The sequence below is a fragment of the Nocardia fusca NBRC 14340 genome, assembly GCF_001618425.1.
Classification (GTDB): Bacteria; Actinomycetota; Actinomycetes; order Mycobacteriales; family Mycobacteriaceae; genus Nocardia; species Nocardia fusca.
This window is the reverse complement of the sequence record NZ_BDCU01000018.1, coordinates 402,554-427,402: the sequence shown is the minus strand read 5'-3', so window position 1 is coordinate 427,402 and position 24,849 is coordinate 402,554. Positions and strand designations below refer to the sequence as shown.

Here is a 24,849-nt window from a genome sequence, read left to right as displayed (position 1 = left end):
TCCACCTAATGGGTCCCCGAGCACCGATTTACAACCAAACAAAGGAGGGAAGAGGGCCACCCGAACGCAACATCTTCAGCTCGGGTGGCGCCGTCCCGTCGTCCCCGGCCCGCAACTAACAGGCCGTGCCGAACAGTTCAGCTCGCCGATCTGGCGAGGAGTTCCCCGATTCGGCTCTCGGCGGCCGGGGTCAGTTTCGTGAGCGCGAAGGCGGTCGGCCACAAAGTCCCGTCGTCCAGGTTGGCGGAATCGTTGAACCCGAGGGTGGCGTAGCGGGCCTTGAATTTGGCCGCGCTCTGGAAGAAGCAGACGACCTTGCCGTCCTTGGCGTAGGCCGGCATGCCATACCAGAGCTTCGGGGACAGCGTCGGTGCGCTGGTCTTGACAAGGGCGTGGATTCGTTCGGCCAGGGCGCGGTCGTTCTCCGACATCTCCGCGATCTTGGCGAGCACGTCGCCTTCGCCGTCGGCCTTGGCGGCGCGGGAGCCGCGGCGGGCGGCGGTCTTCAGCTCCTGCGCGTGCTCTTTCATCGCGGCCCGCTCCTCCGCGGAGAACGCGACGGTCGCGGTGTTCTTCGTGGCGGTGCGGGTGGTCTTCTTCTGCGTGGTCATTTCCGGTTCCTTCGTGAACATGTCGGGCGAGGTGGGGTCAGGCGGTGAATGCGGCCGGTCGGCGATGGCTCAGCGGTCCTGGATCAGGCCCAGCACATTGCCGTCGATATCGGTGACGGTGGCGACCAGGCGGCCCGCGCCGACATCGCGAACGGGTTCCCGCACGGTGGCGCCCGCGGCGGTGACGGCGGCGAGTTTGGTTTCGATATCGGGTACGTGCCAGTACGCCACCGGGGTGGTCATGCCCTGGGGGCCGCCGCCGGGCACCAGTCCGATGTGCTGGCCGCCGGTGTCGAAGCCGACGTAGTAGGTGCCCTTGGTCTGCGGCTGGATGCCGAGCAGTGCGGTGTACACCGCTTCGGCCTTCTCGAGATCGGAGACGGGATGCAGCACGGTCTTGATACCGAAGGTGGGTTCGGCGCTCATGGTCACTCCTCGTGGGTCGGTGTCGGTGGACGTGGGCCGGTGGCCGTCCCCGCGCTCGGCCGGCGATTACTCGGCCGGTCCGTTCGGGGCGCGTCCATGGCAATTACGTTATGGACGGGCGGCAGCCGGCACATCCGTGCCGACCACGGAACGCACCACGGAGTGAGCACGTAACCGTGCCCCCGTAGCGGTGCGGGGCGGGTACGCGAAGATGGGTGGCGTGTCGAAGCAGAAGGTCGCCGGCGGGATCTCGGACCGGGAGGCCGAAGTCCTGGCCCTGGTGGGGCAACATCGCAGCAATGCCGAGATAGCCGCGCAGTTGTTCATCTCGGTACGGACGGTGGAAACACATGTGTCCTCGCTGTTGCGCAAGGTCGGCGTCCCCGACCGGCGGGCCCTCGCCGACCGCGCGGTCGATTTCGCGCCCGCCGGACGCGCGAACGAGATCACCTCGCCGCTGCCTTCGCCGTTGACCTCGTTCATCGGCCGTGCCGGGGAACGCGCCGCACTGCGCGCGGCCGTCCTGGCGAACCGTCAGGTGACCGCGCTGGGGCCCGGTGGTATCGGCAAGACCCGGTTGGCGCTGGCTGTCGCCGCGGATCTGGCCGGTGAGTTCGCCGACGGTGTGTGGTTCGTGGACCTCGTCCCGGTCACCGATGCGGAGATGACGGGTGCGGCCGTGGCGCGGGCGCTGGGGTCGGGTGAGCAGCAGGGCCGGAGTCTCGACGATTCGGTGCTCACCGCGCTCGCCGATCGGGAAGTGCTGCTCGTGCTCGACAATTGCGAGCATCTACGGGAGGGGGTGGCACCGTTCGTCGAACGGCTGCTGGCCCGGTGCCCGGACGTGACGGTGCTGGTCACCAGCCGGGCTCGGCTGGTGGTGCCGTTCGAGCAGGTGTATGTGGTTCCCCCACTGTCGGTCGGTGAGGCGACCGAGCCCGCGGCGGCCGGGTCGGACGCGGTGACGCTCTTCCTGGACCGGGCGTCCGCGCTGGGTTGGCCGGTGGATCCGGAGCAGCTGGAGCGGGTCACCGAGATCTGCCGGCGGCTGGACGGTTCGGCGCTGGCGATCGAGCTGGCGGCCGCGCGGCTGCCCACGCTCGGCTTGGACGGGCTCATTGCGAGTCTGGCCGATCCGCTGCGTCTGCTGGTCGGTGGTCGCCGGGCCGATGACCGCCATCGCTCGATGCGGGCGATGCTCGACTGGAGTCAGGCGCTGCTGGAGGAGCCGGATCGCTGTCTGCTCCGGCGAGTAGCTGTATTCGTTGCGCCGTTCACCGCTGCCGATGCCGTCCGGGTGGCCGGGTACCGGCCGTTGGAGCCGGCGGCGGTCGCGGACGGTCTGGCGCGGCTCACCGAGCAGAGTCTACTGACCGCTGTCCTGTCCGGGTCGGGTACTCGGTACCGCGTGCTGACGACGATCCGGCAGTACGAGACGGAGCAACTCGATGAGGCCGGTGAGCGTTCCGAGGTGCTGGTTCGGCATCTGCGCTGGTGCACGGAAACGGGTGCGGCGCTGGCGCGCGGGTTGCCGGATGCCACGGGTGCGTGGCGAGCCGGTTTCGATGCGGTGGCCGACGATATGCGTGCGGCCCTGATCTGGGCGGAAGGGCAGCCCGCATACCGGGATCTCGCGTACGAGCTGGCGCTGTCGCTGGCAGAGCTGGCTTTCGCCCGGAATCTGGTCGGTGAGTCCCAGCGCCGCTACGAGCAGGCCGCCGCGCTCGCCGCCGATCCGGTGGCGGGAGCGGCGGCGTTGCGGTCGGCTGCGGCGACGGCCGGTTGCCGGATGGACGGCACGGGCATGTTCCGCCTGTACCGGGCGGCTGCGGAGATCGCCCTGGACGCCGGTGACGCGGCCGGGGCGGCGACGAATCTGGCGACGGCCGCGATCACCGTCTACCGGATGTCGGATACGTTCGCCGAGTCGCCGCCGACGGACGCCGCCGCGCTCTTGCTGTCGCAGGCACGTGAGCTGGCCGGTGGAGACGCCATGGCGGAGGCGGCGGTGGCGTTGGCCGAGTGCGGGGTGCCGGCCGATACGGGCGAGCCGGGGGCAGTTGGGGCCGCGGCTTTGGGTCCGGCCGAGCGTGCGGTCGAGTTGGCCTCGCGGACCGGGGACCGGCTGGTGCGGAGCGCGGCGCTGGACGCGCTGGCGGCGGCGCAGTTGTGGGCCGGTGATACGTTCGCTTCCGCCGCGACGACCAGGCAGCGGGTGGAGCAGCTGGTGGGGGTGCCGGTGTCGCCGGCGAGTGAGCTGGAGCGGGTGAACGCGCTCGCGGAGGCAGCGGAGTCCTGCCTCGGTGTGGGTGATCTGGTGGGTGCTCGTCGGTGGGGTGAGCAGTTGCGTGAGTTGCCGTTGCTGGCGGAGCGGGGTGATTTCGCCACGTCGCGGTTGCTCGTCGTGGATGCGCTGGCGGGCCGGGTGGATGATGTGCTGGCGGCGGCGAGCCGGTTCTGCGATGCCTGGACGCTTTCCGGGCGTGCGCATGCTCCGACGCTTGCTCCGGCGGCGGCCGCGGTGGCGATGGTCCACGGTTTGCGCGGCGACGGCCCGGCGCGCGCCGAGTGGCTGGCGGTCGCCGCCGATCTCGGGGTGGCACGGGAGCAGCAGGTCGCCTACCGCGCGGTGTTCGACGCGGTGGTGTTGCTACACGAGGGGCGTGCCGCCGAGGCGCTGTCGGGGTTGGCGGCCGAACCGGACGAGATGGATCAGCGGGTTGTCTGGGTGTGGCGGCACTGGTATTTCGCGTTGCGTGCCGAGTCCGCGGTATTGGCCGGTGATCCGTCGGCGCGGGAGCATGTGGTGACGGCTCGGACGGTGGTGGCCGGTGATCCGGTGGCGGGTGCGATCGTCGACCGTGCCGCTGCGCTGTGGGAGGGCAGTCCCGAGTTGTTGCCCGCGGTGGCGGCCGCTTTCGAGGCGGCGCAGTGTGGGTATCAGCGGGCCCGGACGCTGTTGCTGGCGGGCGGGGGTTTCGCCGCGGCGGGTGCGGCAGAGCTCGCGGAACTCGGCTGCACGGTGCCTCGGAGTCGATGATGTCGGCGGCCGGCACACCGCGTGTCACGGTGCGCTGTTGCCGCGCGCGCGACGATGTCCGGATAGCGTTCGGTGTGGCGCCGCCGTTGAGGTCGATGGCCGCGCCGGTCATACAGCCTGGCGGCGGCGGAGGTGAGGAAGCCGGTCGTCCGGGCGGTATCGCCGGGTGTGCCGGCGCGTCCGAGTGGGGTGTTGTCGATGTATTCCTCGACGAGCCCGGGGACGAGGGTGGCGCCGTGGGTGAGCGGGGTGTGCACAAAGCCGGGGTTGACGGCGTTGACGCGGATACCGCGCGGCGCGAGTTCCATGGCGGCGACTTCGGTGAGCATGAGTACGCCGGCTTTGGTGGAGCAGTAGGCGCCCATCCCGACTCCGGGCCGGCGGCCGTTGAGGGAGGCGACGAGTACCACTGATCCGTGGTCGCGCAGGGCGTGGGCGGCTTCGCGGACGGTCAGGAAAGCCCCGGTGAGGCAGACGTCGACGGTGGCTTTCCAGTCGTCGAGGGAGAGGTCGGTGAGGGTGCCGGGCCGGGAGATCCCGGCGCAGTCGACGATGGTGTCGAGGGGGCCGTGTTGTGCGGTGGCCCAGCCGATTCCGGAGGCGCCGCCGACGACGACCGCGACGGCGTGATCTGTGCTCATGGGTGTTTTCCTCCGTCGGGTGGCGAGATGGATTTCGAGGTCACGACTGGGGTGCGATCGTGGCGTGGGATGTGGCGGCCCGTCACCTCGATCGGGTCGCTTCGTTGACGGCGGTGTCGGTTCCTTGCGGGGGCGTGAGTGGCCCGGCGGGCGCCGGAATGTTCCTGTCCGGTTGGACGTTCATCGAACCAGTCGTTCCGTGGGAAAGGTCCTGTAATGTCCAGTGCTCGTTTTCGTTTCGACGGTAGGACCGCGCTCGTCACCGGCGGTAGCAGCGGTATGGGCCTGGCGACCGCACGGCGACTGCTCGACGAGGGCGCGCGGGTGATCATCACCGGCCGCGCCCGGGCGGGCCTCGCCGCCGCCGCGGCGGAACTGGACGCCGGTGACCGACTGGTCACCGTACGGGGTGATGTCGCGGATCCGGCCGACCTCGACGCGCTCGTGGATACGGCGCGTTCCCGCTTCGGCCGGCTCGATGTCGTGTTCGCGAACGCCGGGACCGCCGCGTTCCGCCCGGCGCCCGATATCACCGACGACTACTTCGATCGTGTGGTCGCCACGAACTTCAAGGGCGTTTTCTTCACTGTCCAGAAGACGCTGCCGTTGGTCCCTGATCATGGTGCGATCGTGGTGAACTCGTCGTGGGCGGTGCACCGCGGTGTCCCGGCGGCGGCACTGTATTCGGCGACCAAGGCGGCTGTCCGGAATCTGGCGCAGACGTTGGCCGCCGAATTGGCCCCGCGCCGGATCCGGGTCAATTCGATCAGCCCGGGCTATATCGACACGCCTTCGTATCGGGCGGAGGTCTCGGCGGAGGCGCAGGCCGCCGCGATCTCGTCGGTGGCTGCGGCACGGTTGGGTTCCCCGGCGGATATCGCCGCCGCGGTCGCTTTTCTGGCGTCGGACGAGGCGTCCTATATCAACGGCCAGGATCTGCTGGTGGACGGTGGTCTGATCACCGCGGTCCCCGCGATCATGGTCTGAATCCCCTCCGTTACTACCGCTTCGGCCTTTCTGGCCGCACCCGGCTCCCGCCCTCGCGAGGTCGACTCACACTGCCTGACACACAACCTACGCCGCGACACGCCACGATTATCAAATTAGAAACTGTGAGTTCTTCTGATTGCCGATTTCGGAATCCGGCACTCGTCAACGTGCTTAGGCCAGGCGCGGCGCACCGGTCTGTCGTGGACCGAGGTCGGCGCCCACCTCGGTGTGTCCAGGCAAGCGGCGCAGCAGCGGTTCGCCGCCCGGGTCGGCGAGAGTCCGGAAACCACTCGTCCAGCGCGGGGAGCCCGGTCATGACGCCCACCGCATCGCGAGGTCCCGCCGACACCGGGCGGCTCATACTGCATTCCCTCCGCTGTATCGGTCATGCCGGTGTCGCCCGGTTAACGGCAGCGACCGGGATGCCGGAACCTGTGGTCGAAAAAAATCTGATCGCACTGTCCGTGAACGGGCTCGTTACGCATTCGAGCGGCGATTTCGGAGGGTGGGGTCTGACCGACGCCGGGCGTGTGCTGAACGCGGAACAGATCGCCTACGAGCTGGACACTACGAAGACAGGCGCCGCCGTCACCGCGGCGTACCCCGCTTTCTCCCACTCAACTCGGAAATGCTCGACCTGTGCACGGCATGGCAGATGCGGTCCGCACACGGGATCGTGACCGCGAACGACCACATCGATTCCGAATACGACGCCCGCGTTCTCGATCGACTGACCGACCTGGACACGCGCGCGCAGATCGTCTGCGCGCACCTGTCGGCGGCTCTGCCCAGATTCCGGCGATACGGCCTCCGGCTCGCCGACGCTCTCGCGCGCGCTCGGGCCGGCGAGCCGGACTACGTGGCAACCGACACCTCGTCGTATCACACAGTGTGGTTCCAGCTGCACGAAGATCTCCTGGTGACCCTGGGCATCCCGAGATTCTGACCATGCGATACATCCACCCGCTTTCCACTGCGACCGAACAACCGGCGGACGTTTTGGGCGCCAAGGCATACGGGCTCATCGAGCTGCGCCGCCTGGGTCTGCCCGTCCCCGCCGGCTTCGTCGTCGGCACCGAGGTCTGCCGCGCCTTCCTGCGTGACGGACACTTTCCCGACGGCTTCCGTTCCGAGCTCGCCGTCGAGCTCGCCGGCCTCGAAGCCGCCACCCACCGCAGGCTCGGCGACACACGGAAGCCGCTGACGGTATCCGTCCGCTCCGGTGCGGCAGTGTCGATGCCGGGCATGATGGACACCGTGCTCAACCTCGGTCTCACCGCCGAGGCCACACGCGGATTGGCCGCCGAGACCGGCAATCCCCGGTTCGCTCTGGCCACCCGGCTGCGATTCTTGTCGAGCTTCGCGTCCACCGTCGCCGGTGCGGTCGGAATGAATTCCGGTGCGGACCGAGCGATCCACCAGGACGTCGCCGCGGGGCACGCACTCTTCCACCACGCGATCCGAGCTGCCGAGCACGTCATCTCCCAGCACGCAGGGCAGCAAGTCCTGCACAGCCCGTTCCGGCAGTTGGAGCTGGCGATCGCCGCAGTCTGTTCCTCCTGGGACACACCGCGTGCGCGTACATTCCGCGCGATCCACGATCTCCCGCCCGACCGCGGGACGGCGGTGACCGTGCAGGCGATGGTGTACGGGCATCGCGACGACCACAGCGGTACCGGTGTCGCGTTCAGCCGCAACCCGAACACCGGCGACCCCGTGCCCTTCGGCGACGTTCTGTTCGGTGGTCAGGGCGATGATGTCGTGTCCGGACGGTCGCCGACGCTGCCGCTGCACGAACTGGCCGCGCGGGAGCCGGCCGTGTGGTCCCGTCTCGTCGCGGCGCTGGCCCGGGTCGAAGCGCACTTCCGCGACTCCTGCTGTCTCGAATTCACCATCGAAGCCGGCGAATTCTGGATCCTGCAGGTCCACCGCGGGAAATGGCCGCCGGTGCCGCTGTCCGTGCCGCGGTGGACCTCGCCGACGAAGGACTCATCGAACAGCGGGAGGCGCTGTTGCGGATCACTCCGCACCAGCTTCGGCACGCCCGCATCCCGCGAATGGCTCTCGACAGCCTGGAAGATATCCTCGCCCGAGGACTGGGCGCCTGCCCGGGCGTCGCGGTCGGCCGCATAGCGACCACCTCCGACACCGCGGTCCGCATGGCCGCCGCCGGTCCGGTCATCCTGGTGCGGCCCGATACCTCCCCGCTCGATATGCACGGCCTCGCGGCCGCCGCCGGAATCCTCACCACCCGCGGCGGACCCGCCTGCCACGCCGCCGTCGTCGCCCGGGCCCTGGGCAAACCTGCCGTTGTGCGGGTCACCGACCTCTCGGTCGACGCCACGTCGATACGAACACCGGGGAACACCATCCCCGAAGGCACCCTCATCGCCATCGACGGAACCACCGGTGAGGTCACCGTCGGAAACCCCCACATCTACACCCCCGCCACCAATCCCCACCTGCATCGATTACTCGAATGGGCGGACCGGGCATCGGGCGATCACACCCCGCGCGAGGACACCGAACGCCTCACCGCCGCGCACTCCGTGCTCCTCGGCAACGCCGGATCGGGCGGATCTACTGCTCGGCCCCGGTTCTGCGCCGGGCGATGAGATCGGCGACACCGCCGATGCCCTCGCGTGGGCGCAGTTCGGTCTCGTCTTCGATGCGGGTGTTCGGGCCGAGTCCCGGCCGGCTGCCGACGAGGTCTATCCCGGCGGCGACGAGCACCTCGACGCCGAGTCCCTTGCGCCCCGGCTTCGGGTAAATCCCGGCCGGGAAGGGGGCAGGTGGTTGACGCAGCACTCGATCATGGCGGCGTCGATCTGACCGCTGCTGATCACCGCGATCTTCCTGCCATCGTCGGTCCGACGCTTCCGCTCGCTCAGCGACCGAGTCCGGTAATCGGGCCCAGGCGGCACCGGCCGTATACGAGTACGGGGTCCGGTGAACTGGCCAGTTCACCGGACCCCGTCCGGCTCCGGTTACCGGGCGATCGCCCGGCCGGAGGCCCGGCTCGGTTAGAACTGGCGCATCTGCTGGCGAAGCTGGTGGAACTGCAGCTCCCACTGCATGGCGCGATCCTGGGAGCGGCTGGACTGATCCTCGGCCTGCTGCGCGAGCTGGGCGGCCTGGTCCGACTGGTCCTGGGCCGACTGACAGCGCTGAGCGGCCTGGTTGGCCTCGCTCTGGGCCTGCTGAGCCTGAGCCTGGGCCCGGTCGGCCTCGCTCAGCGCCTGCTGCGCCTGGTTCTGCGCCTGCATCGCCTGCTGGCGGGCCTGCTGCGCCTGGTTGTTGGCCTGATTGGCCTGGCTCTGCGCGACCTGCGACTGGTGCTGGACCTGGCGGGCCTGCTGCTGCACCTGCCGGGCGATGTTCTGTGCCTGCTGCGCGTACTGCCGCGCGTTCTGGCATTCCTGCCGGATTTCATCCAGGCCCATGCGCAGCATGTCCAGGCTCTGGATTTCCTGCTGACTGGTTCCGTTGCTGGAACGGGTGGCAGTGCTGGTTTCTTGCGCCATCTGAGCATCCTTCCAAAGGGGGGGTTTGAAACGGACTGACTCGTGGAGCGCTCATATCCTCGCACAGCCGGACGCGGGACCAGAGGTCACGTTCGGAGAAAAATTGGCGGGGAAAGCCCAGCTCGGGCGGTATATCGCGGTTATCGGACGCGGCCCCCGCGTGACGCCGACCGATAGGTGCACCCGCGACATCGGCGGATGCCATACCGAGACCTCTCCGTCACCGGAACCGCCACCGGGCTCGTTGTCAGAGCCCGAGTTTGGTGACCGCGTTGTCGGCGAGCGGATCGGCCGTGCGGATGTAGCGGTGCACGGTGCGCGGGTTGCTCCATCGGCCCTGCCGCATGATCTCGCGGTCGGCGGCGCCACCGAGGGCGGCCTGGGTGGCGAAGCCGGCGCGCAGCGAATGGCCGGAGAACAGGGCGGGATCCAGGCCCGCGCGTGCCGCGTAGCGTTTGACGAGTTCGGCGACCGCTCGCCCGGACAGTGCGGTGGCGCCGAGGCCGCCGTGCCGGTTGATCGCGGGGAACAGGGGTTGGTCGGGCCGCAGCCGCGGATCGGGGTGGTAGCCGTGGCAGCGGTGGATCCGCGGGTCCGCGGCGGGTAGTTGCTCGACCCAGGGGCGCAGGTTCGCGGGGTTCTCGGTGTGCACGGCCAGCATTCGCATCCAGTCGGCGCACGCGCAGACGGGACAGGTGTGTGCCTGGCGGCCGCGCGGGAGCGCGACGTGTTGTTCGGTGATGCCGGTGGGGTCGGTTTTGGTGGTGGGCAGGTGGATCAGCAGCAGCGGTTCCCCGGTGCCGTGGTCGGTCCCGAAGTGGATATCGGCGAGCCGTAGACCGGCGAGTTCGCTGCGGCGCAGGGCCCCGGCGAAGCCGAGGAGCAGCAGCAGTGTGTCCCGGCGGCGGGCGGGTTCGCCGGGCCAGCCGGGCTCGGGGAGTCCGTCGAGGAGTTCGCCGAGGGTGTGCAGCAGGATCGGTCGTTTGCGGTGGGGCCGGCTGCGGCGGGTGCGGCGGATGCCGCGCAGGGTGAGGCGGACGACGTCGCTGCGGGTGGGCGCGGCCAGTCCGTTGGCGGCGTGCACGGCGGCGATGGCGGCGGACTTACGTTCCAGCGTGGCCGGACTGTAGGCGTGGCGTCCGTCGGGTGTTCGGGCGTCCGCGGCGGCGGCGAGGTAGACGGCGATATCGAGGGGATCGGCGGGGAGTGCGCACCGGTTCTCCGTGGCGCACCAGGCAGCCCAGGCGATCCAGTCGGTGCGGTAGGCGCGCACCGTGTTCGGGGACTGGGAGGCGGTGAGGTAGCGGCCGAGCGCGGTGGCCTGGTCGCTGTCGAAGCGTTCCCGGACCTGTCGCAGAGCGGCCGTGTCGACGAGGACGCTGGTGACGCCGCGCCGGAGTTCGGTGCGGACGGTGTCGGGTAGCGCGAGATCGGTGTCGTATTCGGTCACTGTTATCCCCTCGGTAATTACGTAACGTAATGCGTTTGGTTTGCATAAACGAAACGAAACATATTGCACGCCGGATGGTCTCGCCGCAGTCTACCGTCCTAACCTCCGATAATGTTCACTTATCGGAGGTTAGGAATTTCGAGCCGTTCGAACCTCAGTCGGCGACCCGCCCGGTTACGTTTCGTGTAAATACGTAGTCCGCCAACGAAACAACGCTACGATTCTCCGGTGCCCACTGTTTGCAACTACCCCGGCTGCAGCCGGCCTCTCGCCAAGCCCACCGGCCCCGGCCGGCCCTCGGAATACTGCGACCTCCCGGACCACACTCGCTGGCGCGCATGGCGTGAACGCCAGCGCCTCCAACAGGAAGGGGAGTCACCAACCGAAACCGTCACTGTGACACCTGCTAAAGGTCCAGTGACCACTGCGCGACTCCGCGCCGATGAACTACTCGCTCAATTCCGCACCCTCGCCGACCAACTCGGGACGACCCTGTCCGCCGCGGTCACCGAAATGAACACCCTCGCCGACCCGGCCGCCGCCGAAGCGCAGGTCCAGGCGGTGCAAGCCGATGCCGCCCGCCGAATCGCCGAAGCCGACATGGCCGCAGCCGCCGCCGAACAGTCGCGACGCGACGCCGTCGACGCCCGGACACGGGCCGAAGAAGCCGCCGAGGACGCCGCGCGGGCGGCCGAGGAAGCGGAAGCGCGCATCGCCGAATCGGATTCCCGTACCGCCGCAGCCGTACGGGACCGCGACGAAGCCCTGCGCGAAGTCGAGAGGGTCACCGCCCGCGCCGCCGACGATATCTTCGCGGCGCGCAGCGCGGCCGAAGACGAGATCCGCACCGCCCGCGCGGAATCGGAACAGCAGCAGCAACAGCTCCGCGACCACTGCGACCAAGAGATGGCACGGGCCCGACGCGCCGCCGATACCGAAATCGAGCGGATGCGACGGGAATGCGCCCAGCGTGAATCCGCCGCGGCGGCCGAACGCGATCTGGCCGTCCAGCGTGCCGCCGATACCGAGCGCGCCCTCGAACGTGCGGAACAGTCCGCCGCCGAACGGGCCCAGACCGCCCAGGAGATGCGGTCCGAACTGCAACGCCTGCGCGCGGACACCGACGCACTACGCGCCGAACTCGCCGAGGTGCGCCGGAGCGCCGCGGGGGATCTCGCGGCCGCCCGCGCCGAAGCAGGGGATCGGCTGGAGAAGGCACGTGCGGAGGCCGCACAGCGGCTGGAGGCACTGGAGCACGCCCGCACCCAGACCCTGGCTCGTGCCGAACGCGCCGAACGTCAGCTCGACGATCTCCTCGCCGACCGCGCCACCCGGCCGCCGGCCGCGCCGGTATCCACCGGCGACGCCGTCTGACGTAGCACAATCTCCGGTATGGCTCTCATCCACCGCACAACGATGGCACCGTCGAAATTGGAGTTGCTCGGCCGCTGGCTCCCGAGCCGCCCGTGGTATTCGGGTCCGGGGAGAGCCGAGGACCTGCGGCGGGTCGGCGGGTTCCGGCTCGACGACCCGTCCGGGGCGGTGGGGATCGAGTTCCTGGTGGTGACCGACACCGGAGGTGCCGAGCCGATCACGTACTTCGTGCCCCTGAGTTATCGAGATGCGGCGATCGACGCCGATCCCGAGGCGCTGCTCGGTACCGCAGAGCACGGCGTGCTGGGTACCCGCTGGATATACGACGGCACCCGGGACCCGGTGGCCGTCGATCGGATGGTGGCGTTACTGGCCGGCGGTGCGCGGGCCCAGCACGGCACCGAGAGCGATACCCCGGACCTGAGCGTTCTGGTCGCCGCCGCCGACCTCCCGGTGACCGGCTCGGCACCGATATCGGCCGCGGAGAATCCGGTCGGCACCGATATCACCGTCGCCGACGGGCAACTACGGGTGCACCGCGTGCTGGGCCGCTCGGAGCCGGTCCTGCGTTCCGGGCAGGTGGTCGTACCGTGGACCGCGCCCGACGGCGGCACCGTGCGCAGCGTGGTCCTCTCGGAACTGCGCTGACAGTGCGGTGACCGCGCCCTCGGGCGACGGTGCCCGCGGAGCGCGCCACCCGCCTCGGTGACCCGGTCACCGCCTCGTCACATGCGCAGCGGCAAACCGGCTTCCGTCCGCGCCACCCGGTCGGCGTGGACGATATGCGCGCGTTCGAGCAGCGCGATGAGTTCGGCTTCGCCCTCCCGGATCCGCCGGGTGTATTTACGCGGCAGCGCGGCGATCGTGTTCTCTTCGGCGGTCATCTTCGCGTAGGTGCGTTCACGCAGGATCTGATCCGCTTCGTAGCCGAGGTCGAGGTAGCGGGTGGCGTGCCGGCGGGCGCCTGCGACCGCGGTCTGGGCGCGTCCGGCGGGGCTGAGCAGGGAGGCCGCCACGGTCACCAGTAGTACGACGACGATCACCCCCAGTGAGGTGGCGGTGGATATCTCGGTGACCGGCACCGGGTCACCGTGGTTGATGAACGGCACAGTGTTGTGGTGCAGCGCGTGCAGGACGAGTTTGACCCCGATGAAGGCGAGGATGGCGGCCAGGCCGAAGCCGAGGTAGATCAGGCGGTCGAGCAGTCCTTCGAGCAGGAAGAACAGTTGACGCAGCCCGAGCAGGGAGAACGCGGTGGCGGTGAAGACGAGGAAAACGTTCTGGGTGAGGCCGAAGATCGCGGGGATCGAGTCCAGCGCGAACAGGACATCGGTGCCGCCGATGGCGATCATGGCCAGCAGCATCGGGGTGAGTCTGCGCCGGCCGTCGACGACGGTGACCAGTTTGTCGCCGTCGTAGCTGTCGGTGGTGTGCAGGAGCCGGCGGGCCAGGCGCAACACGACAGTGTCCTCGGAATGGCTGTCCTCGCTCTCCGGTTTCAGCATGTTCCCCGCGGTGATCAGCAGTGTGGCGCCGAATACGTAGAAAACCCAGGCGAAACGGTTGATGAGGGTGGCGCCGACGAAGATGAATCCGGTGCGGACCACCAGCGAGAACACGATGCCGGCCAGCAGCACTTTCTGCTGTGCCGCGCCGGGTACCCGGAAGGTGGTCAAGATGATGAGGAACACGAACAGGTTGTCCACCGACAGGGCTTTTTCGGTGATGTATCCGGCGAAGTATTCGACGCCCATGGTCGGACCGCCGAACACCCACACCACGAACCCGAACAGGATGGCGATACCCACGTAGGCGGCCGACCAGATCGCGGCCTCGGTCAGCGACGGTGTGTGCGCGGTGCGGACGTGGAAGAAGAAGTCGAACAGCAGCAGGCCCGCGATCAGTGCGAGTGCGCACGCCCATGCCAGCGGGGGAACGGTCACCTCGGCCTCCTGACGGGTCGCGTGGTGGTGCTGGGGCGACTGTAGCTCCGGATCCGCGGGCCGGCGGACCGGTGCAGGTGGCGTCGGGGAGGTCGGGCTACTCCGGGTGCGGTGCGGGCGCGGAGTTTGTGGATGTCACCGGACGGAGGGTGACCCGGTTGGTGGCGGAGTCGAAGGCGAGCAGCGGCGGCGCGGCGTCGTTTTCTTCGTCCCGGTGCATCAGTGTGTGCTGCCGCTGTTCGAATTCGATGTGCTTGGATCCCTGGAACATGGCCGATACCTGTTCGAATCCGGTGGCCGCCACGGTGCGGGAGCCGCGCCGCCGGGTCCACGGCAGGAACCGGCCGCCGGTGAGGCGGTTGACGACCACTTCGGCGAACGAGACGGCGATGAGCAGGCACACCAGGCCGGGTAGTGTCATCGCCCACACGACTCCCATAGCGGGATTGTAGGCGGGGTGCCGGCGGTGCTGTGCCCCGGCGATGTCAGGGGGCTGAACGGACACTCCCGGCAACCGTGCGGCAATACGGGGTCCGGACCCATATCATTTTGCTATGCCGACCTACGAGGAAGCGGACGCCGCTCCGGTGTTCGGTCGCGGTGTCCGCCAGACGGTGCTGGCGATGGGGGTCTGTTCGGTGGTGATCGGGGTGGCCACGGTGATCTGGCCGGACAAATCCTTGGGCACGGTCGGCAACCTTTTCATGTTCTCGCTGTTGTGCAGTGCGGTGACCCTGGCCGCGGTGGCATTCGGGAGCCGGTTGGGCCGGTTTCCGCGGGTATTGCTGCTGGTGGCGGCGCTGGCATCGCTGGTGACCGCGACCCTGTGCTTCCGGGCGGGCGATTGGACGCTGCTGCTGGCCATGTGGCTGGGGCTGGCGTGGGCGGTGCGGGGAATCGCGCACGCCGTGGCGGGGGTGTGGGACGACGACGAGATCACCGGAAGCGGAAAACAGGAAGTGTTCGGTCTGGTGACGCTCACCGCGGGTCTGGTGGTCGCGATCGCGCCGTTCGACGATATCGCGACGCTGGCGCTGGTGGCGGGGTGCTGTATCACCGTTTTCGGAGTTCTGGAGGTGTGGACGGCGGTCCGCTCGCCGGCGGCGGTGCGTGGCGCGGAAGCGGATTCGCCGACTCCGGACGAGCATCTGACGACGGTGATCGCGAGCGCTGGAGGTTCCGGGGGACGCACCCGCGACTGAGACGCCGGAAGGGCCCCGGTTTCGATACTCTTCCCGGTATGGCGATCATTGCGAGCCATCGGATCATGCGCCTGCGGGCTCTCATCGAGCACCCCAATACCGGCGCCGACGAGCGCGCGACCGCGCAACGCATGCTGGACCGGATGCTGGACCGCTCCGGCTATTCGGCGACCGGTGACCGCACCTACGGTGATCGCCATCATCGGGTCGGTAAACATGCCGATCTGCCGGCGGTAGCCGAGATGATCCGTGCCGATATCGCGTTGGGCCGCATGATGTTCGCTCCACAGACCCGGTTCGGTGAACCGGCGGTCCGGGATCCGCTCGGTGACGCCCCGGTGCAGATCGTGATCACCGTGGATCTCCCGCACCACGGGTGCATCGACATCACCATCGACAACGTGCCCCGGGATTGGGGATGGGTGATCGAGGACGGTATCGAATGCGTGAGCCCGCAGTTGCAGGAGCTGGCGACCGAACTGGCGGACATCATGAACGGTTACAACTTCGACGGCAGTGATATCGCCAAACGTTTCTTCGGCCGGGTGCGTATCCCGGATTTCACCCTGGTCTGGTAGCCGGCGTCAGGAGACGCAGAATTCGTTGCCTTCGGGATCCAGCATGACCCACCAGTGTCCGGCGGGGCCCTGATCCACTTCCCGGACGCGGGTCGCGCCGAGCTGTTCGAGGCGGGCCACCAGGTCGTCGAGGCCGCCCGGGGTGCTGTGGATATCGATGTGCAGCCGATTCTTCACGGTTTTGGTTTCTGGGACGTCCTGGAACAGCAGTCGGCGGCCCTGGCCGATACCGGTGTAGGGGTCGAACGGGTCGTCCGGGTGGCGGACCGCGGCCAGACCGCGGAAGGTTTTGCGGCCACCGTGTTCGGTGACGGCGCCCGGGTCGAGGTGGCCGGCGGCGAGTAGCTGGTCGATCAGCGCGCTCTGGTCTTCCGGTTCGTATTCCAGGGCTGCGGCCCAGAAGTCGGCGATGGCGGGTGCGTTCGCGCTGTCGATGACGAGTTTCCAACCCAAGGTCATGTAACCAGTTATAGTGGTTACATGACTTCTGGTGCAAGCCCCGGCCTGACGCTGCGCTCCCGCACCGGCGTCGACTACCACTTCGACCCCGGTGCGCTGTGCCTGGAACTGCTGCCCACCGGCGGCCCGGGCCCGTACCGCGTCTACGAGATCCTGCACACTCCCACCGACCTCGTCACCTGGGCCGGGCGATCCCGGCTCACCCCCACTCCCGAGGTCACGATCGCCGCGGCCGAGGTCACCGCCGCACGTCATCTCCGCGACACCCTCTTCGAGATCACCCGCGCCCGCTCCCACGGCGAACCGTCCACCGCCCGCGACCTGGACGTGCTGAACGACTTCGCCGCCGCGCCACCACTGATCCCGCGGATCACCGCCACCGGTGCCCGCGCCTGGACGCCGGGCACCGGCACCGCACTGCTGTCGACCGTGGCCCGCGACGCGATCGACCTGCTCACCGGGCCGCACGCCGGCCGTATCCGGACCTGCTCGGCCGCCGACTGTCAGCTCATCTACGTCGATACCTCGCGGCCCGGCCGCCGCCGGTGGTGCTCGATGGAGCACTGCGGCAACCGCAACAAAGTACGCGCGCACCGCGCCCGCACTCCCGAGAAAGAAGGATGACCACCATGCCCACCGGACTCACCGCGGACGCGGGCTGGCAGATCGGCGTCTCCCGAACACTGCCCCAGCCGCCGGATATCGTCTGGGACCACCTCACCGGCGCGGCGGGTCTGGCCTGCTGGCTGGGCTCCGGCGCCGACCCCACCTTCGCGCCCGGCGCGCAATACCGCACCGACGCCGGAGTGACCGGCGAAATACGCAGCTACCGCCCCGAGGAACGTATCCGTCTCACCTACGGCCCGACCACCGTGCAGGTCACGCTCACACCCGCGGCCGGGCACCGGACCCGCGTCCGTTTCCATCAGGAACGGATGTCGAGCGCCGCCCAGCGTGAACAGCAGCGGGCGCACTGGCAGCAGGTCATGGACCAGCTGGCCGCCGAACTGGGGTAGTGGTGCATCCGAGCGGGATCCGGCGCCAAGCCTGTAGTCCTGGCTGTGCGTCCAGCGCGATGCCGTAGCTGCGGCGGGTATTCGGCGCACCGATCGTCGTGTTCAGGTAGACATCACGGGCGTCGGCGAGCCGGACCCGGCCCGGCTCAGCCATCGTGATCGGCGGCGTTTTCGCCCTGGGCGAAAGGCGAGTGGTGGGGCAGGCACAGACGTCGGCACAGTCGCTTGCAGCGCACGCAGAGATGATCGACGCAGGCGATTACCGCACAAACACGCAGAACATCGCTCTGCACAAGGCAGCGGTCGACGCGATCCTCCGCGCCACCAGCGATGCCGGGCTCGCACCCGATCTGCTCACCCCCTTGAAAGCCCTCATCGACAGGCAGGTCTCCGCCGGACACGGCACACTCTCGCTGTCACGGACCATCGAGGAGATCGGCTGAACGGCCAGGCGATCACTTGGCACGGCATTCGGCAGTACCGGCTGTCCGGGTGGGGTGCTGGTGGTATGCCATTGGGCTGCCACTACCCCGAACTGGACGCGCACCGCCCCGGATCAGCCGGCGGCGACCTCGATACGCGGTGAATGGGTGACCGGGAAGTTCACCGACGCCGCGATGAAGCATTTCGCATGGGCGGCGCGGTGCAGTTCCCGCGCCCGGTCGGCCATCTCCGCGGCCGCCACGGTGACCACCGGGCGCAACTCCACCCCGGTGAAACGGCCACCGCCGTCGCTGTCCTCGGCCATGGTCCCCACCGCGTCGTCCCGGTAATCGAGTACCGTGACCCCTCCGGTCGCACAGAGGTGCAGATACCACAGCAGATGGCATTGGCTCAGTGAGGCGAGCAACAGCAGCTCCGGATTCCAGCGGCTCGCGTCGCCTCGGAAGGCCGGGTCGGCGGATCCCGGCAGGTCCGGGCGCCCCGGTGCCCGGGATACGTGGGCGCGGTCGTAGGACCGGTAGTCGACCGTCCCTCGTTCACCCGCCCCCGTCCACTCGGTGCGGCATTCGTAATGGTGCGTCTTCCCTGCCATGCCCGTGATCGTCGCCCGTGCCGGGGTAGTTTGTCGAACGGCGGAGCGGCGGTTCAGTCGTTCGATTCGTCCCGCAGATCCAATCCGATCGGAGTGACCGCCGGGATCTCCCCGGACGCCATGACCGCGCGGGCCAGGGGGCGCAGTGTCCGGAGCAGTTCCGCGCGTTCGCCGGGAGCCAGCACCGCGTACGCCGGCGCGGCCGCCGCGTCGGTCCGCGCCTCGATCTCGGCCTTCACCGTCCGGCCGTGCTCGGTGGGGCCGTTGTCGCAGGCCAGTCCTTTGCCGCGCAGTGTGTCCAGCCGGTTCGCCCATTCCGCGTCGTCGAAATCCCTGGATACCGTGTAGATCTCGCGTGGAACCCGGTTCGCCAGGGTCTGCAGCACATGCGCTTCGCGTCCGTCGATTCCGGCGGCGACCAGCGCGGCGATATGCCCGTCGCCGCGGTGCTCCCGCAGTAGTGTCGCCGCGTGCCACAACCGCGCCACCGGGTCCCGCGGTTCGGGTAGTGCCCGGTTGGCGGCGAACAGCGTCCGCCCTTCCGCCGGCGCCGCGGCCGCCGTCCGCGCCGCCAGTTCGGCCGCCGTCGCGACCTCGGGGCTGTCGGCGAGGTCCCCGAGCTGGCGGCGCAGCGCCGCGGTCGCGCCGTGCTCCCGGGCGGTCAGCGCCGCGTCCGGGGCGGCGAATTCCCATGCGGCGGGCAGGGCCGCGCGCACGCGCTCGATGGTGAAGTTGTAGAACAGCGCGTGCACCACTTCGGGACCGGCCGCGCCGAGCGGGGCGGCGCGGCCGGCGAAGTAACCCATCCAGAAACCGCGATATCCTGCCGTTTTCAGCGCCTGCAATGGTTCGGGTGAGAAGTAGCTGACAGCGTGCAGTGGTTCGAGCAGGCGCCAGGCCTGCCGCGCGAAGGCGGGGAGTTCGGTGCTCATGCCGCCACGCTACTGCGCCAGGCTCCTGCCGATTCGAGTGTTCACGCGGGCCATTGGAATTCGAGGTCCCGGCTGTAGTCCATATCCCGCTGATCCCATGCCATGGCCACCGTGCGCCGGGCTCCCGGGCCGATGATCGTGCGCAGCGGCGGGTCGGGCAGGTCCACCGTCGAATGTGCCGCACAAGCCGACCCGAACAGCCAGCGGGTAACCGGCCGCCCACCGCGCACCTTCGGTCAATGGGCCGCCGCGCACGCCGATAGTATCCGCTGAACATCGGGACGCGGGCGCGCGGCCGCCGACAGGATCGTCCGCCGGGCTGGGTTCGTTGCGGCGCATGGCATTGGACCGTCACCCGGCAGTTCCGGCCACGATACGTGCCGGTCTACATCGAAACTCCTGATAAGGCTGCCCCCTGCCCCGGATACGCGCCACGTATCGTGTCTTGGGAATGAAATATGATGCGTCACAAGGAAGACCGCTCGGTCGCATACAGGTGCGCCTTCCGATCGGCGGGACACGTCCGCCTACCACACGCACTGCTCAGTCTTTGCCGACGGGCATTCCGGCGTCGACGTCAGCGCCCTGATCCAACTCTGCACGACTAGGACTGAACGAATGAGATCGAACCGATCACGGCTACTGCCGATCACAGTCGCCGCGATAGCGGGGCTTCTGGCCGGATGCTCGTCCAATACGGAATCGCCCTCCACATCGCCGACGACTACGGTGGCAGCCGTGTCGCCCGAGAACCAGGATCCCGGCCACCGCCGGCTCAACCAGCTGGTCGGCGAATGGGACGGTGCCAAATCCACCTTCGTCGCCGGTGGCACCCCGGACAACCCCACCCGAGGCCAGATCGTGTCACGGTGGAGCTGGATCGCCGAGACCGGCAACAATTTCCTGCAGGAAGAGGCAGAGGGCAGCACAGGCAGCCGGCCCTACTACCGATACGGACTACTCGGTTACGGACCGACCGACGACCGTTACGAATGGACCACCGTCGACAACGTGACCCCGATGACCATGAGCTACAAGGGCGCCAAAGCATCAGGTAGCCAGGCCGACATCGAGATGACCGGTGAATTCACCGACCCGGGCATCCTGGGCCTGCAGCCCGTGGGCCAGACCATCCCGATGCGCACCAAGATCACTTTTGACTCGCCCGATCACGTTCTCATGGAAATATTCTTCACCCCACCTGGGCGACAGGAGATGCTCGCCGACCGGGTCGATCTGACTCGCCGCAAATAGCGGCGAGTCGAGCTCCCATCCAGCAAATCGCCGATATGCGCGGTGCAGCGTTGGCCGCGCCGTACTTCCCGACCCTGTTGCAGCGCGTGGCGCTCGGTTTCACTGAGGTCGGCGGTGTGGCCGGGCAAGGTGGCGGGCGACCTGGCCCGGCACCTCGATTCGGATCGGGCGGTGACACCGCCCGATCTCGGCGACGGTGAACGCCTCTGGGAGCGGCTCGAAGAACTCCCCGGCCGATTTTTCACCTGGAGCAGATCCCCGACCGCAGCGGGGTCGTCCACCATTACTTCTGGCGGCGCTGCCCCGGAAACGACGGATCGCCCGGGAATCCGAAGATTCCCGGGCGATCCGCTACCGCGGTGCGGTCACTCCGGCCGGATCAGGCCAGATCGAACCGATCCGCGTTCATGACCTTGTTCCAGGCGGAGACGAAGTCACGCACGAACTTTTCCTTCGCGTCGTCGGCCGCGTACACCTCGGCCACCGCACGCAGTTCGGAGTTCGAACCGAACAGCAGGTCGTAGCGGGTACCGGTCCACTTGACCTCGCCGGTCGCGGTATCGCGGGCCTCGAAGGTCTCCTGGGATTCGTCGATGGACTTCCACTCGATACCCATATCGAGCAGGTTCACGAAGAAATCGTTGGTCAGCGTCCCGACGTTCTCGGTGAACACACCCTGCTGCGACTGCTTGTAGTTCGCGCCCAGTACCCGCAGACCGCCGACCAGCACGGTCATCTCCGGAGCGGTCAGGTTCAGCAGGTTCGCGCGGTCGATCAGCAGGTGCTCCGACGGCAGCCGGTGGCCTTTGCCGATGTAGTTGCGGAATCCGTCGGCGCGCGGTTCGAGCACACCGAAGGAATCGACATCGGTCTGCTCCTGCAGCGCGTCGTTACGACCGGGCGCCACCGGCACGGTGACCTGCACGCCTGCCGCCTTCGCGGCCTCCTCCACACCGGCGGCGCCGGCGATCACGATCAGGTCGGCCAGCGATACCTTCTTGCCGCCGGTCTGGGCGCCGTTGAACGATTCCTGGATCTTCTCCAGTGCGCTCAGTACGGTCGCCAGCTGCTCGGGTTCGTTGATATCCCAGCTCTTCTGCGGTTCCAGCCGGATGCGGGCGCCATTGGCGCCGCCGCGCTTGTCGCTGGACCGGAACGTCGATGCCGACGCCCATGCCGTGGATACCAGCTGCGGCACGGTCAGGCCCGTGGCCAGCACCTGCTCCTTGAGCGCGGCGATATCGGCTTCGTCGATCACCTCGAAATCCACGGCCGGGATCGGGTCCTGCCAGAGCAGTACCTCGGAGGGCACCTCCGCGCCGAGGTACCGTTCGATCGGGCCCATATCGCGGTGGGTCAGCTTGTACCAGGCGCGGGCGAAGGCGTCCGCGAACTGGTCCGGGTTTTCCAGGAAGCGACGCGAGATGACCTCGAACTCGGGGTCGAAGCGCAAGGCGAGGTCGGTGGTCAGCATCGTCGGCTTCTTGCGGGCATCCGAATGCGCGTCCGGGATGATCGCGTCGGCGTCCTTGGCCACCCACTGGTTGGCGCCGGCCGGGCTCTGGGTGAGCTCCCATTCGTAACCGAACAGGATCTCGAAGAATTCGTTGGTCCACTGGGTCGGCCTGGTGGTCCAGGTGACCTCCAGGCCACTGGTGATCGCGTCGCCGCCCTTACCGGTGCCGTGCGTGCTCTTCCAGCCGAGACCCTGCTGCTCGATGAGCGCGCCCTCGGGTTCGACGCCGACCAGCGCGGCATCACCCGCACCGTGGGTCTTGCCGAAGGTGTGGCCGCCGGCGATCAGCGCGACGGTTTCCTCGTGGTCCATCGCCATCCGGCCGAACGTTTCCTTGATGTCCACGGCCGAGGCCAGCGGGTCCGGATTGCCGTTCGGGCCTTCGGGGTTCACATAGATCAGACCCATCTGGACGGCGCCCAGTGGGCTTTCCAGATCGCGGTCACCGGTGTAACGCTCGTCTTCGAGCCATACCGACTCGGGGCCCCAGTAGACGTCCTCGTCCGGTTCCCACAGATCGGCGCGGCCGCCGGCGAAGCCGAAGGTCTTGAATCCCATGGACTCCAGCGCGACGTTACCGGCGAAGATCATGAGGTCGGCCCAGGACAGCTTCTTGCCGTACTTCTTCTTGACCGGCCACAGCAGCCGGCGGGCCTTGTCCAGGTTGCCGTTGTCGGGCCAGCTGTTCAGCGGCGCGAAACGCTGCATGCCGCCACCGCCGCCACCGCGGCCGTCGATGGTGCGGTAGGTGCCGGCGCTGTGCCAGGCCATCCGGACCATCAGCGGGCCGTAGTGACCGAAGTCGGCGGGCCACCAGTCCTGCGAGTTGGTCAGGATCTCGGTGATATCGCGGCGGACCTCGTTCAGGTCGAGGGTCTTGAACTCCGTCGCGTAGTCGAAGTCGGGCTCCATCGGATCGGAGGCGGGCGCGTTCTTGCGCAGGATCTTCAGGTTGAGCTGGTTCGGCCACCAGTCACGGTTGCCGGCACCCGTGGTCGGGTGTTTGGCCGCGAACGGGCACTGGCCTGTGGTGCTGTCGGACACTGCGTTCCTTCCGGTGAAACAGGGGTCATTTCGGGCTGGGCGATACGGAGCAGTCGGGGCACAGACCCCAATAGATGACCTCGGCTTCCTCGATGGTGAAACCGTGGTCGTCGGCGGCGGTCAGGCACGGGGCGGGGCCGGTGGCGCAATCGACGTCGGCGATCGCGCCGCAGCTCCGGCACACGAGATGGTGGTGGTTGTCGGCGACCCGGGTCTCGTACCGGGCCACCGAACCGGTGGGCTGGATACGGCGCAGCAGGCCGGCGGATGTGAGCGCCCGCAGTACGTCGTACACGGCTTGATGTGACACCGCTCCCAGGGATTCACGCACCCGGCCGATGATCGAGTCGGTATCGGAGTGCGGGCGCTCGTGTACCGCGCTCAGCACCGCCAGACGCGGTGCGGTCACACGGAGCGCCGCCTCGCGCAACATGTTCTCGAACTCCGCGGTCGTGGTCACGATTCGGAGCTTACCGTTTTTCTTGAATGAATCAAGTATCAGCTCGAATCAAGATTTGAGCGCGCACAGCAGGCCCGGGTCGGTCCAGGTACCCGGGATAGATGCCCGCACTTCACGAACGACGCCGATCCGCCCGGAGGATATATGCGTTCCACAGTCCGCCGCAGGGTTATCGCCGCAATCGGTACGGCCGCCCGCGGCTGCGCCGGCCCGGCGGCGACAGCGGCCGCGCAGCGCGGAGTGCGCCACCCCGCACAGGGAGATCGCGCCGTCACCGCGGTAATACCGAGGTATTATCGTGGCAGTCGTGGAGTACGAATGGCACGCGTCCAGCGAACCGTTCCTTCGGCACTTCGAGGTCGCGGCCTGGGAAGTGGTGGAGGTGCTGTACTCGCCGCGGCGGTGGTCGCGTCCGGCGACCACCGCCCAGGCACTGGCGGTGCTCACCGTATGGGGCCGTACCGAGGACGGGCGGCCACTGGTGGTGGTCCTGCGACCGCGTTCGCACCCCGACCGATGGCAGATCCTCATGGCCGCGCCCATGGGGGACCGTCAGCTCGCCGAATTCACCGCATGGGAGGCGACCCGAGATGAATAACGAACCCGACCCCGGTTTCCCGCGCAGCGCCGCTGAAGCCGAACAGTTCCTCGACGGACTGGCCTTCGACGACACCGCGCAGGTGCCGCCGCTCCCACCGACCACCGACGAGGTGGAACGCGGGATGGTCACCACCTCGCTCAAACTCCCGCAGGATATGCGCGAGCGCATACGCGAGGTCGCCGCGGCGCACTGCCTCACCCCATCGATGCTGATCCGCCAATACATCGAACTGGGCCTGTCCAGTGAACAGCCGGAGCGCATGATCCCGTTGTCGGACGCCATCCGGGTGCTGTCCAGCCTCCGGCCCACCGCCTGAGCCCTGCCGCCGCCGTCCACCGGGACGTCCGGCCATCGCGCACGCCCTCCTCCCGCCCGCCCGGGCCGTGGGCACGCGCCCTTCGATCCCTCGCGCCCACCCGGCGGACCGAGGACCTCTCCGGCCGAACTCTGCCGAGAGCCGCACGGTCCGCCCGATTCCGAAGCGCCTCCCGAATCACTTAGCACGCCGAAGTACCCTTTGCGCCTGTCATGCGCCCTCGAGGCCGCTTTTAGGAGACTCCGGGAGCCGGCGTTTGCGGACCTCGCTCGACCTCGCTTATTATGGCGTTCCGAAGCTGGTCGTCGAGATTATCGAGAATGCACTCCGACGACTGCCGGTCCGATTGCCCGAATTACGGGCAGATCGGCACAACAAAGGGTTCTCCCGATTGTCGGGGTTGCGGAGAATCGACCGGGACAACAGGCGTAAAGCT

General features: G+C 68.4%; 29 protein-coding genes. 15 read left to right on the top strand and 14 right to left on the bottom strand.

Annotated elements, in window-relative coordinates; all coding sequences use genetic code 11:
• Window positions 1-137: 137 nt before the first annotated feature.
• Both NF4_RS11190 and NF4_RS11185 read right to left on the bottom strand, forming a co-directional pair.
• Entirely contained in the window at window positions 138-611 is a 474-nt protein-coding gene (locus NF4_RS11190; RefSeq protein WP_063127393.1) for an iron chaperone, read from the bottom strand.
• 69 nt (window positions 612-680) lie between these two features.
• Entirely contained in the window at window positions 681-1,037 is a 357-nt protein-coding gene (locus NF4_RS11185; protein ID WP_063127392.1) for a VOC family protein, read from the bottom strand.
• 220 nt (window positions 1,038-1,257) lie between these two features.
• Between NF4_RS11185 and NF4_RS11180 the strand changes: the two genes are divergently transcribed.
• The gene (locus NF4_RS11180) at window positions 1,258-4,077 is read left to right on the top strand and encodes an ATP-binding protein (RefSeq protein ID WP_232330406.1); all 2,820 of its coding nucleotides are present in this window, start codon (window positions 1,258-1,260) and stop codon (window positions 4,075-4,077) included.
• Here the strand turns inward: NF4_RS11180 and NF4_RS11175 are convergent.
• A complete protein-coding gene (locus NF4_RS11175) occupies window positions 3,978-4,718 on the bottom strand; it encodes an SDR family NAD(P)-dependent oxidoreductase (RefSeq protein WP_063127195.1) in 741 nt (246 codons plus the stop codon). The two genes, NF4_RS11180 and NF4_RS11175, sit on opposite strands and share 100 nt — an antisense overlap.
• Before the next feature lie 216 nt (window positions 4,719-4,934).
• Here NF4_RS11175 and NF4_RS11170 point away from each other — a divergent pair, with 216 nt between their 5' ends.
• The 4 genes from NF4_RS11170 (at window position 4,935) to NF4_RS38555 (ending at window position 8,323) form a co-directional block, all read left to right on the top strand.
• Entirely contained in the window at window positions 4,935-5,705 is a 771-nt protein-coding gene (locus tag NF4_RS11170; protein ID WP_063127194.1) for an SDR family NAD(P)-dependent oxidoreductase, read from the top strand.
• Between the two features lie 658 nt (window positions 5,706-6,363).
• On the top strand, window positions 6,364-6,654 hold the full coding sequence (locus NF4_RS38560) for a hypothetical protein (RefSeq protein ID WP_198165297.1): 291 nt from the start codon (window positions 6,364-6,366) through the stop codon (window positions 6,652-6,654).
• A gap of 2 nt (window positions 6,655-6,656) precedes the next feature.
• A complete protein-coding gene (locus tag NF4_RS11160) occupies window positions 6,657-7,841 on the top strand; it encodes a PEP/pyruvate-binding domain-containing protein (protein WP_198165296.1) in 1,185 nt (394 codons plus the stop codon).
• Window positions 7,766-8,323 carry a PEP-utilizing enzyme gene (locus NF4_RS38555; protein WP_198165295.1) on the top strand — a complete coding sequence of 186 codons (558 nt, stop codon included), beginning with the start codon at window positions 7,766-7,768 and terminating at the stop codon, window positions 8,321-8,323. Before NF4_RS11160 ends, NF4_RS38555 begins: the two co-directional genes overlap by 76 nt.
• Here the strand turns inward: NF4_RS38555 and NF4_RS11155 are convergent.
• The 3 genes from NF4_RS11155 to NF4_RS11145 form a co-directional block, all read right to left on the bottom strand.
• Window positions 8,289-8,516, bottom strand: coding sequence for a hypothetical protein (locus NF4_RS11155; protein WP_063127193.1), 228 nt, complete (start codon window positions 8,514-8,516; stop codon window positions 8,289-8,291). The two genes, NF4_RS38555 and NF4_RS11155, sit on opposite strands and share 35 nt — an antisense overlap.
• 215 nt (window positions 8,517-8,731) lie before the next feature.
• Window positions 8,732-9,232 (bottom strand): hypothetical protein, encoded by a 501-nt coding sequence (locus NF4_RS11150; RefSeq protein WP_063127192.1) that lies wholly within the window; start codon window positions 9,230-9,232, stop codon window positions 8,732-8,734.
• Window positions 9,233-9,479: 247 nt separating this feature from the next.
• Window positions 9,480-10,682: a tyrosine-type recombinase/integrase gene (locus NF4_RS11145; protein WP_063127191.1), complete on the bottom strand. Its 1,203-nt coding sequence runs from the start codon at window positions 10,680-10,682 to the stop codon at window positions 9,480-9,482.
• Window positions 10,683-11,099: 417 nt separating this feature from the next.
• Between NF4_RS11145 and NF4_RS11140 the strand changes: the two genes are divergently transcribed.
• Together NF4_RS11140 and NF4_RS11135 are read left to right on the top strand one after the other, a co-directional pair.
• A complete protein-coding gene (locus NF4_RS11140) occupies window positions 11,100-12,056 on the top strand; it encodes a hypothetical protein (RefSeq protein WP_084533034.1) in 957 nt (318 codons plus the stop codon).
• Window positions 12,057-12,074: 18 nt separating this feature from the next.
• A complete protein-coding gene (locus NF4_RS11135; protein WP_063127189.1) occupies window positions 12,075-12,704 on the top strand; it encodes a maltokinase N-terminal cap-like domain-containing protein in 630 nt (209 codons plus the stop codon).
• Window positions 12,705-12,781: 77 nt separating this feature from the next.
• Here NF4_RS11135 and NF4_RS11130 read toward each other — a convergent pair whose 3' ends face one another.
• Window positions 12,782-13,999: a TerC/Alx family metal homeostasis membrane protein gene (locus NF4_RS11130; RefSeq protein WP_063127188.1), complete on the bottom strand. Its 1,218-nt coding sequence runs from the start codon at window positions 13,997-13,999 to the stop codon at window positions 12,782-12,784.
• A 97-nt stretch (window positions 14,000-14,096) separates the two neighbouring features.
• On the bottom strand, window positions 14,097-14,438 hold the full coding sequence (locus NF4_RS11125) for a DUF6191 domain-containing protein (protein WP_063127187.1): 342 nt from the start codon (window positions 14,436-14,438) through the stop codon (window positions 14,097-14,099).
• 115 nt (window positions 14,439-14,553) lie between these two features.
• Between NF4_RS11125 and NF4_RS11120 the strand changes: the two genes are divergently transcribed.
• Together NF4_RS11120 and NF4_RS11115 are read left to right on the top strand one after the other, a co-directional pair.
• Window positions 14,554-15,201 (top strand): DUF308 domain-containing protein, encoded by a 648-nt coding sequence (locus NF4_RS11120; RefSeq protein ID WP_063127186.1) that lies wholly within the window; start codon window positions 14,554-14,556, stop codon window positions 15,199-15,201.
• Between the two features lie 38 nt (window positions 15,202-15,239).
• Window positions 15,240-15,779: a hypothetical protein gene (locus NF4_RS11115; RefSeq protein ID WP_063127185.1), complete on the top strand. Its 540-nt coding sequence runs from the start codon at window positions 15,240-15,242 to the stop codon at window positions 15,777-15,779.
• A gap of 6 nt (window positions 15,780-15,785) precedes the next feature.
• Here the strand turns inward: NF4_RS11115 and NF4_RS11110 are convergent, their stop codons facing one another.
• Entirely contained in the window at window positions 15,786-16,238 is a 453-nt protein-coding gene (locus tag NF4_RS11110; protein WP_063127184.1) for a VOC family protein, read from the bottom strand.
• 21 nt (window positions 16,239-16,259) lie between these two features.
• Between NF4_RS11110 and NF4_RS11105 the strand changes: the two genes are divergently transcribed.
• From NF4_RS11105 to NF4_RS11095, 3 genes are all read left to right on the top strand, one after another.
• Window positions 16,260-16,862 carry a CGNR zinc finger domain-containing protein gene (locus tag NF4_RS11105; protein ID WP_063127183.1) on the top strand — a complete coding sequence of 201 codons (603 nt, stop codon included), beginning with the start codon at window positions 16,260-16,262 and terminating at the stop codon, window positions 16,860-16,862.
• The gene (locus NF4_RS11100; RefSeq protein WP_198165294.1) at window positions 16,859-17,254 is read left to right on the top strand and encodes an SRPBCC family protein; all 396 of its coding nucleotides are present in this window, start codon (window positions 16,859-16,861) and stop codon (window positions 17,252-17,254) included. The genes NF4_RS11105 and NF4_RS11100 overlap by 4 nt, the downstream gene beginning before the upstream one ends.
• Window positions 17,255-17,409: 155 nt before the next feature.
• Window positions 17,410-17,697 carry an imine reductase family protein gene (locus tag NF4_RS11095; protein ID WP_157120163.1) on the top strand — a complete coding sequence of 96 codons (288 nt, stop codon included), beginning with the start codon at window positions 17,410-17,412 and terminating at the stop codon, window positions 17,695-17,697.
• A 113-nt stretch (window positions 17,698-17,810) separates the two neighbouring features.
• Here the strand turns inward: NF4_RS11095 and NF4_RS11090 are convergent, their stop codons facing one another.
• The 3 genes from NF4_RS11090 to NF4_RS39775 are packed head-to-tail and all read right to left on the bottom strand — an operon-like array spanning window position 17,811 to window position 19,389.
• A complete protein-coding gene (locus NF4_RS11090) occupies window positions 17,811-18,290 on the bottom strand; it encodes an OsmC family protein (RefSeq protein WP_063127181.1) in 480 nt (159 codons plus the stop codon).
• 53 nt (window positions 18,291-18,343) lie between these two features.
• Window positions 18,344-19,222, bottom strand: coding sequence for an SCO6745 family protein (locus NF4_RS11085; protein ID WP_063127180.1), 879 nt, complete (start codon window positions 19,220-19,222; stop codon window positions 18,344-18,346).
• Between the two features lie 41 nt (window positions 19,223-19,263).
• On the bottom strand, window positions 19,264-19,389 hold the full coding sequence (locus NF4_RS39775) for a hypothetical protein (RefSeq protein WP_269749591.1): 126 nt from the start codon (window positions 19,387-19,389) through the stop codon (window positions 19,264-19,266).
• Window positions 19,390-19,960: 571 nt separating this feature from the next.
• Between NF4_RS39775 and NF4_RS11080 the strand changes: the two genes are divergently transcribed.
• Complete coding sequence (locus NF4_RS11080) at window positions 19,961-20,476, top strand: DUF1579 family protein (protein WP_063127179.1); 516 nt, start codon at window positions 19,961-19,963, stop codon at window positions 20,474-20,476.
• 379 nt (window positions 20,477-20,855) lie between these two features.
• On the opposite strand, the gene katG is transcribed toward NF4_RS11080, so the two are convergent.
• The gene (katG, locus tag NF4_RS11075; RefSeq protein ID WP_063127178.1) at window positions 20,856-23,036 is read right to left on the bottom strand and encodes a catalase/peroxidase HPI; all 2,181 of its coding nucleotides are present in this window, start codon (window positions 23,034-23,036) and stop codon (window positions 20,856-20,858) included.
• A 25-nt stretch (window positions 23,037-23,061) separates the two neighbouring features.
• Window positions 23,062-23,469: a Fur family transcriptional regulator gene (locus NF4_RS11070; RefSeq protein ID WP_373863723.1), complete on the bottom strand. Its 408-nt coding sequence runs from the start codon at window positions 23,467-23,469 to the stop codon at window positions 23,062-23,064.
• 325 nt (window positions 23,470-23,794) lie between these two features.
• Between NF4_RS11070 and NF4_RS11065 the strand changes: the two genes are divergently transcribed.
• On the top strand, window positions 23,795-24,094 hold the full coding sequence (locus NF4_RS11065) for a hypothetical protein (RefSeq protein ID WP_157120161.1): 300 nt from the start codon (window positions 23,795-23,797) through the stop codon (window positions 24,092-24,094).
• Window positions 24,087-24,413, top strand: coding sequence for a hypothetical protein (locus NF4_RS11060; protein ID WP_063127176.1), 327 nt, complete (start codon window positions 24,087-24,089; stop codon window positions 24,411-24,413). The genes NF4_RS11065 and NF4_RS11060 overlap by 8 nt, the downstream gene beginning before the upstream one ends.
• Window positions 24,414-24,849 lie beyond the last annotated feature (436 nt).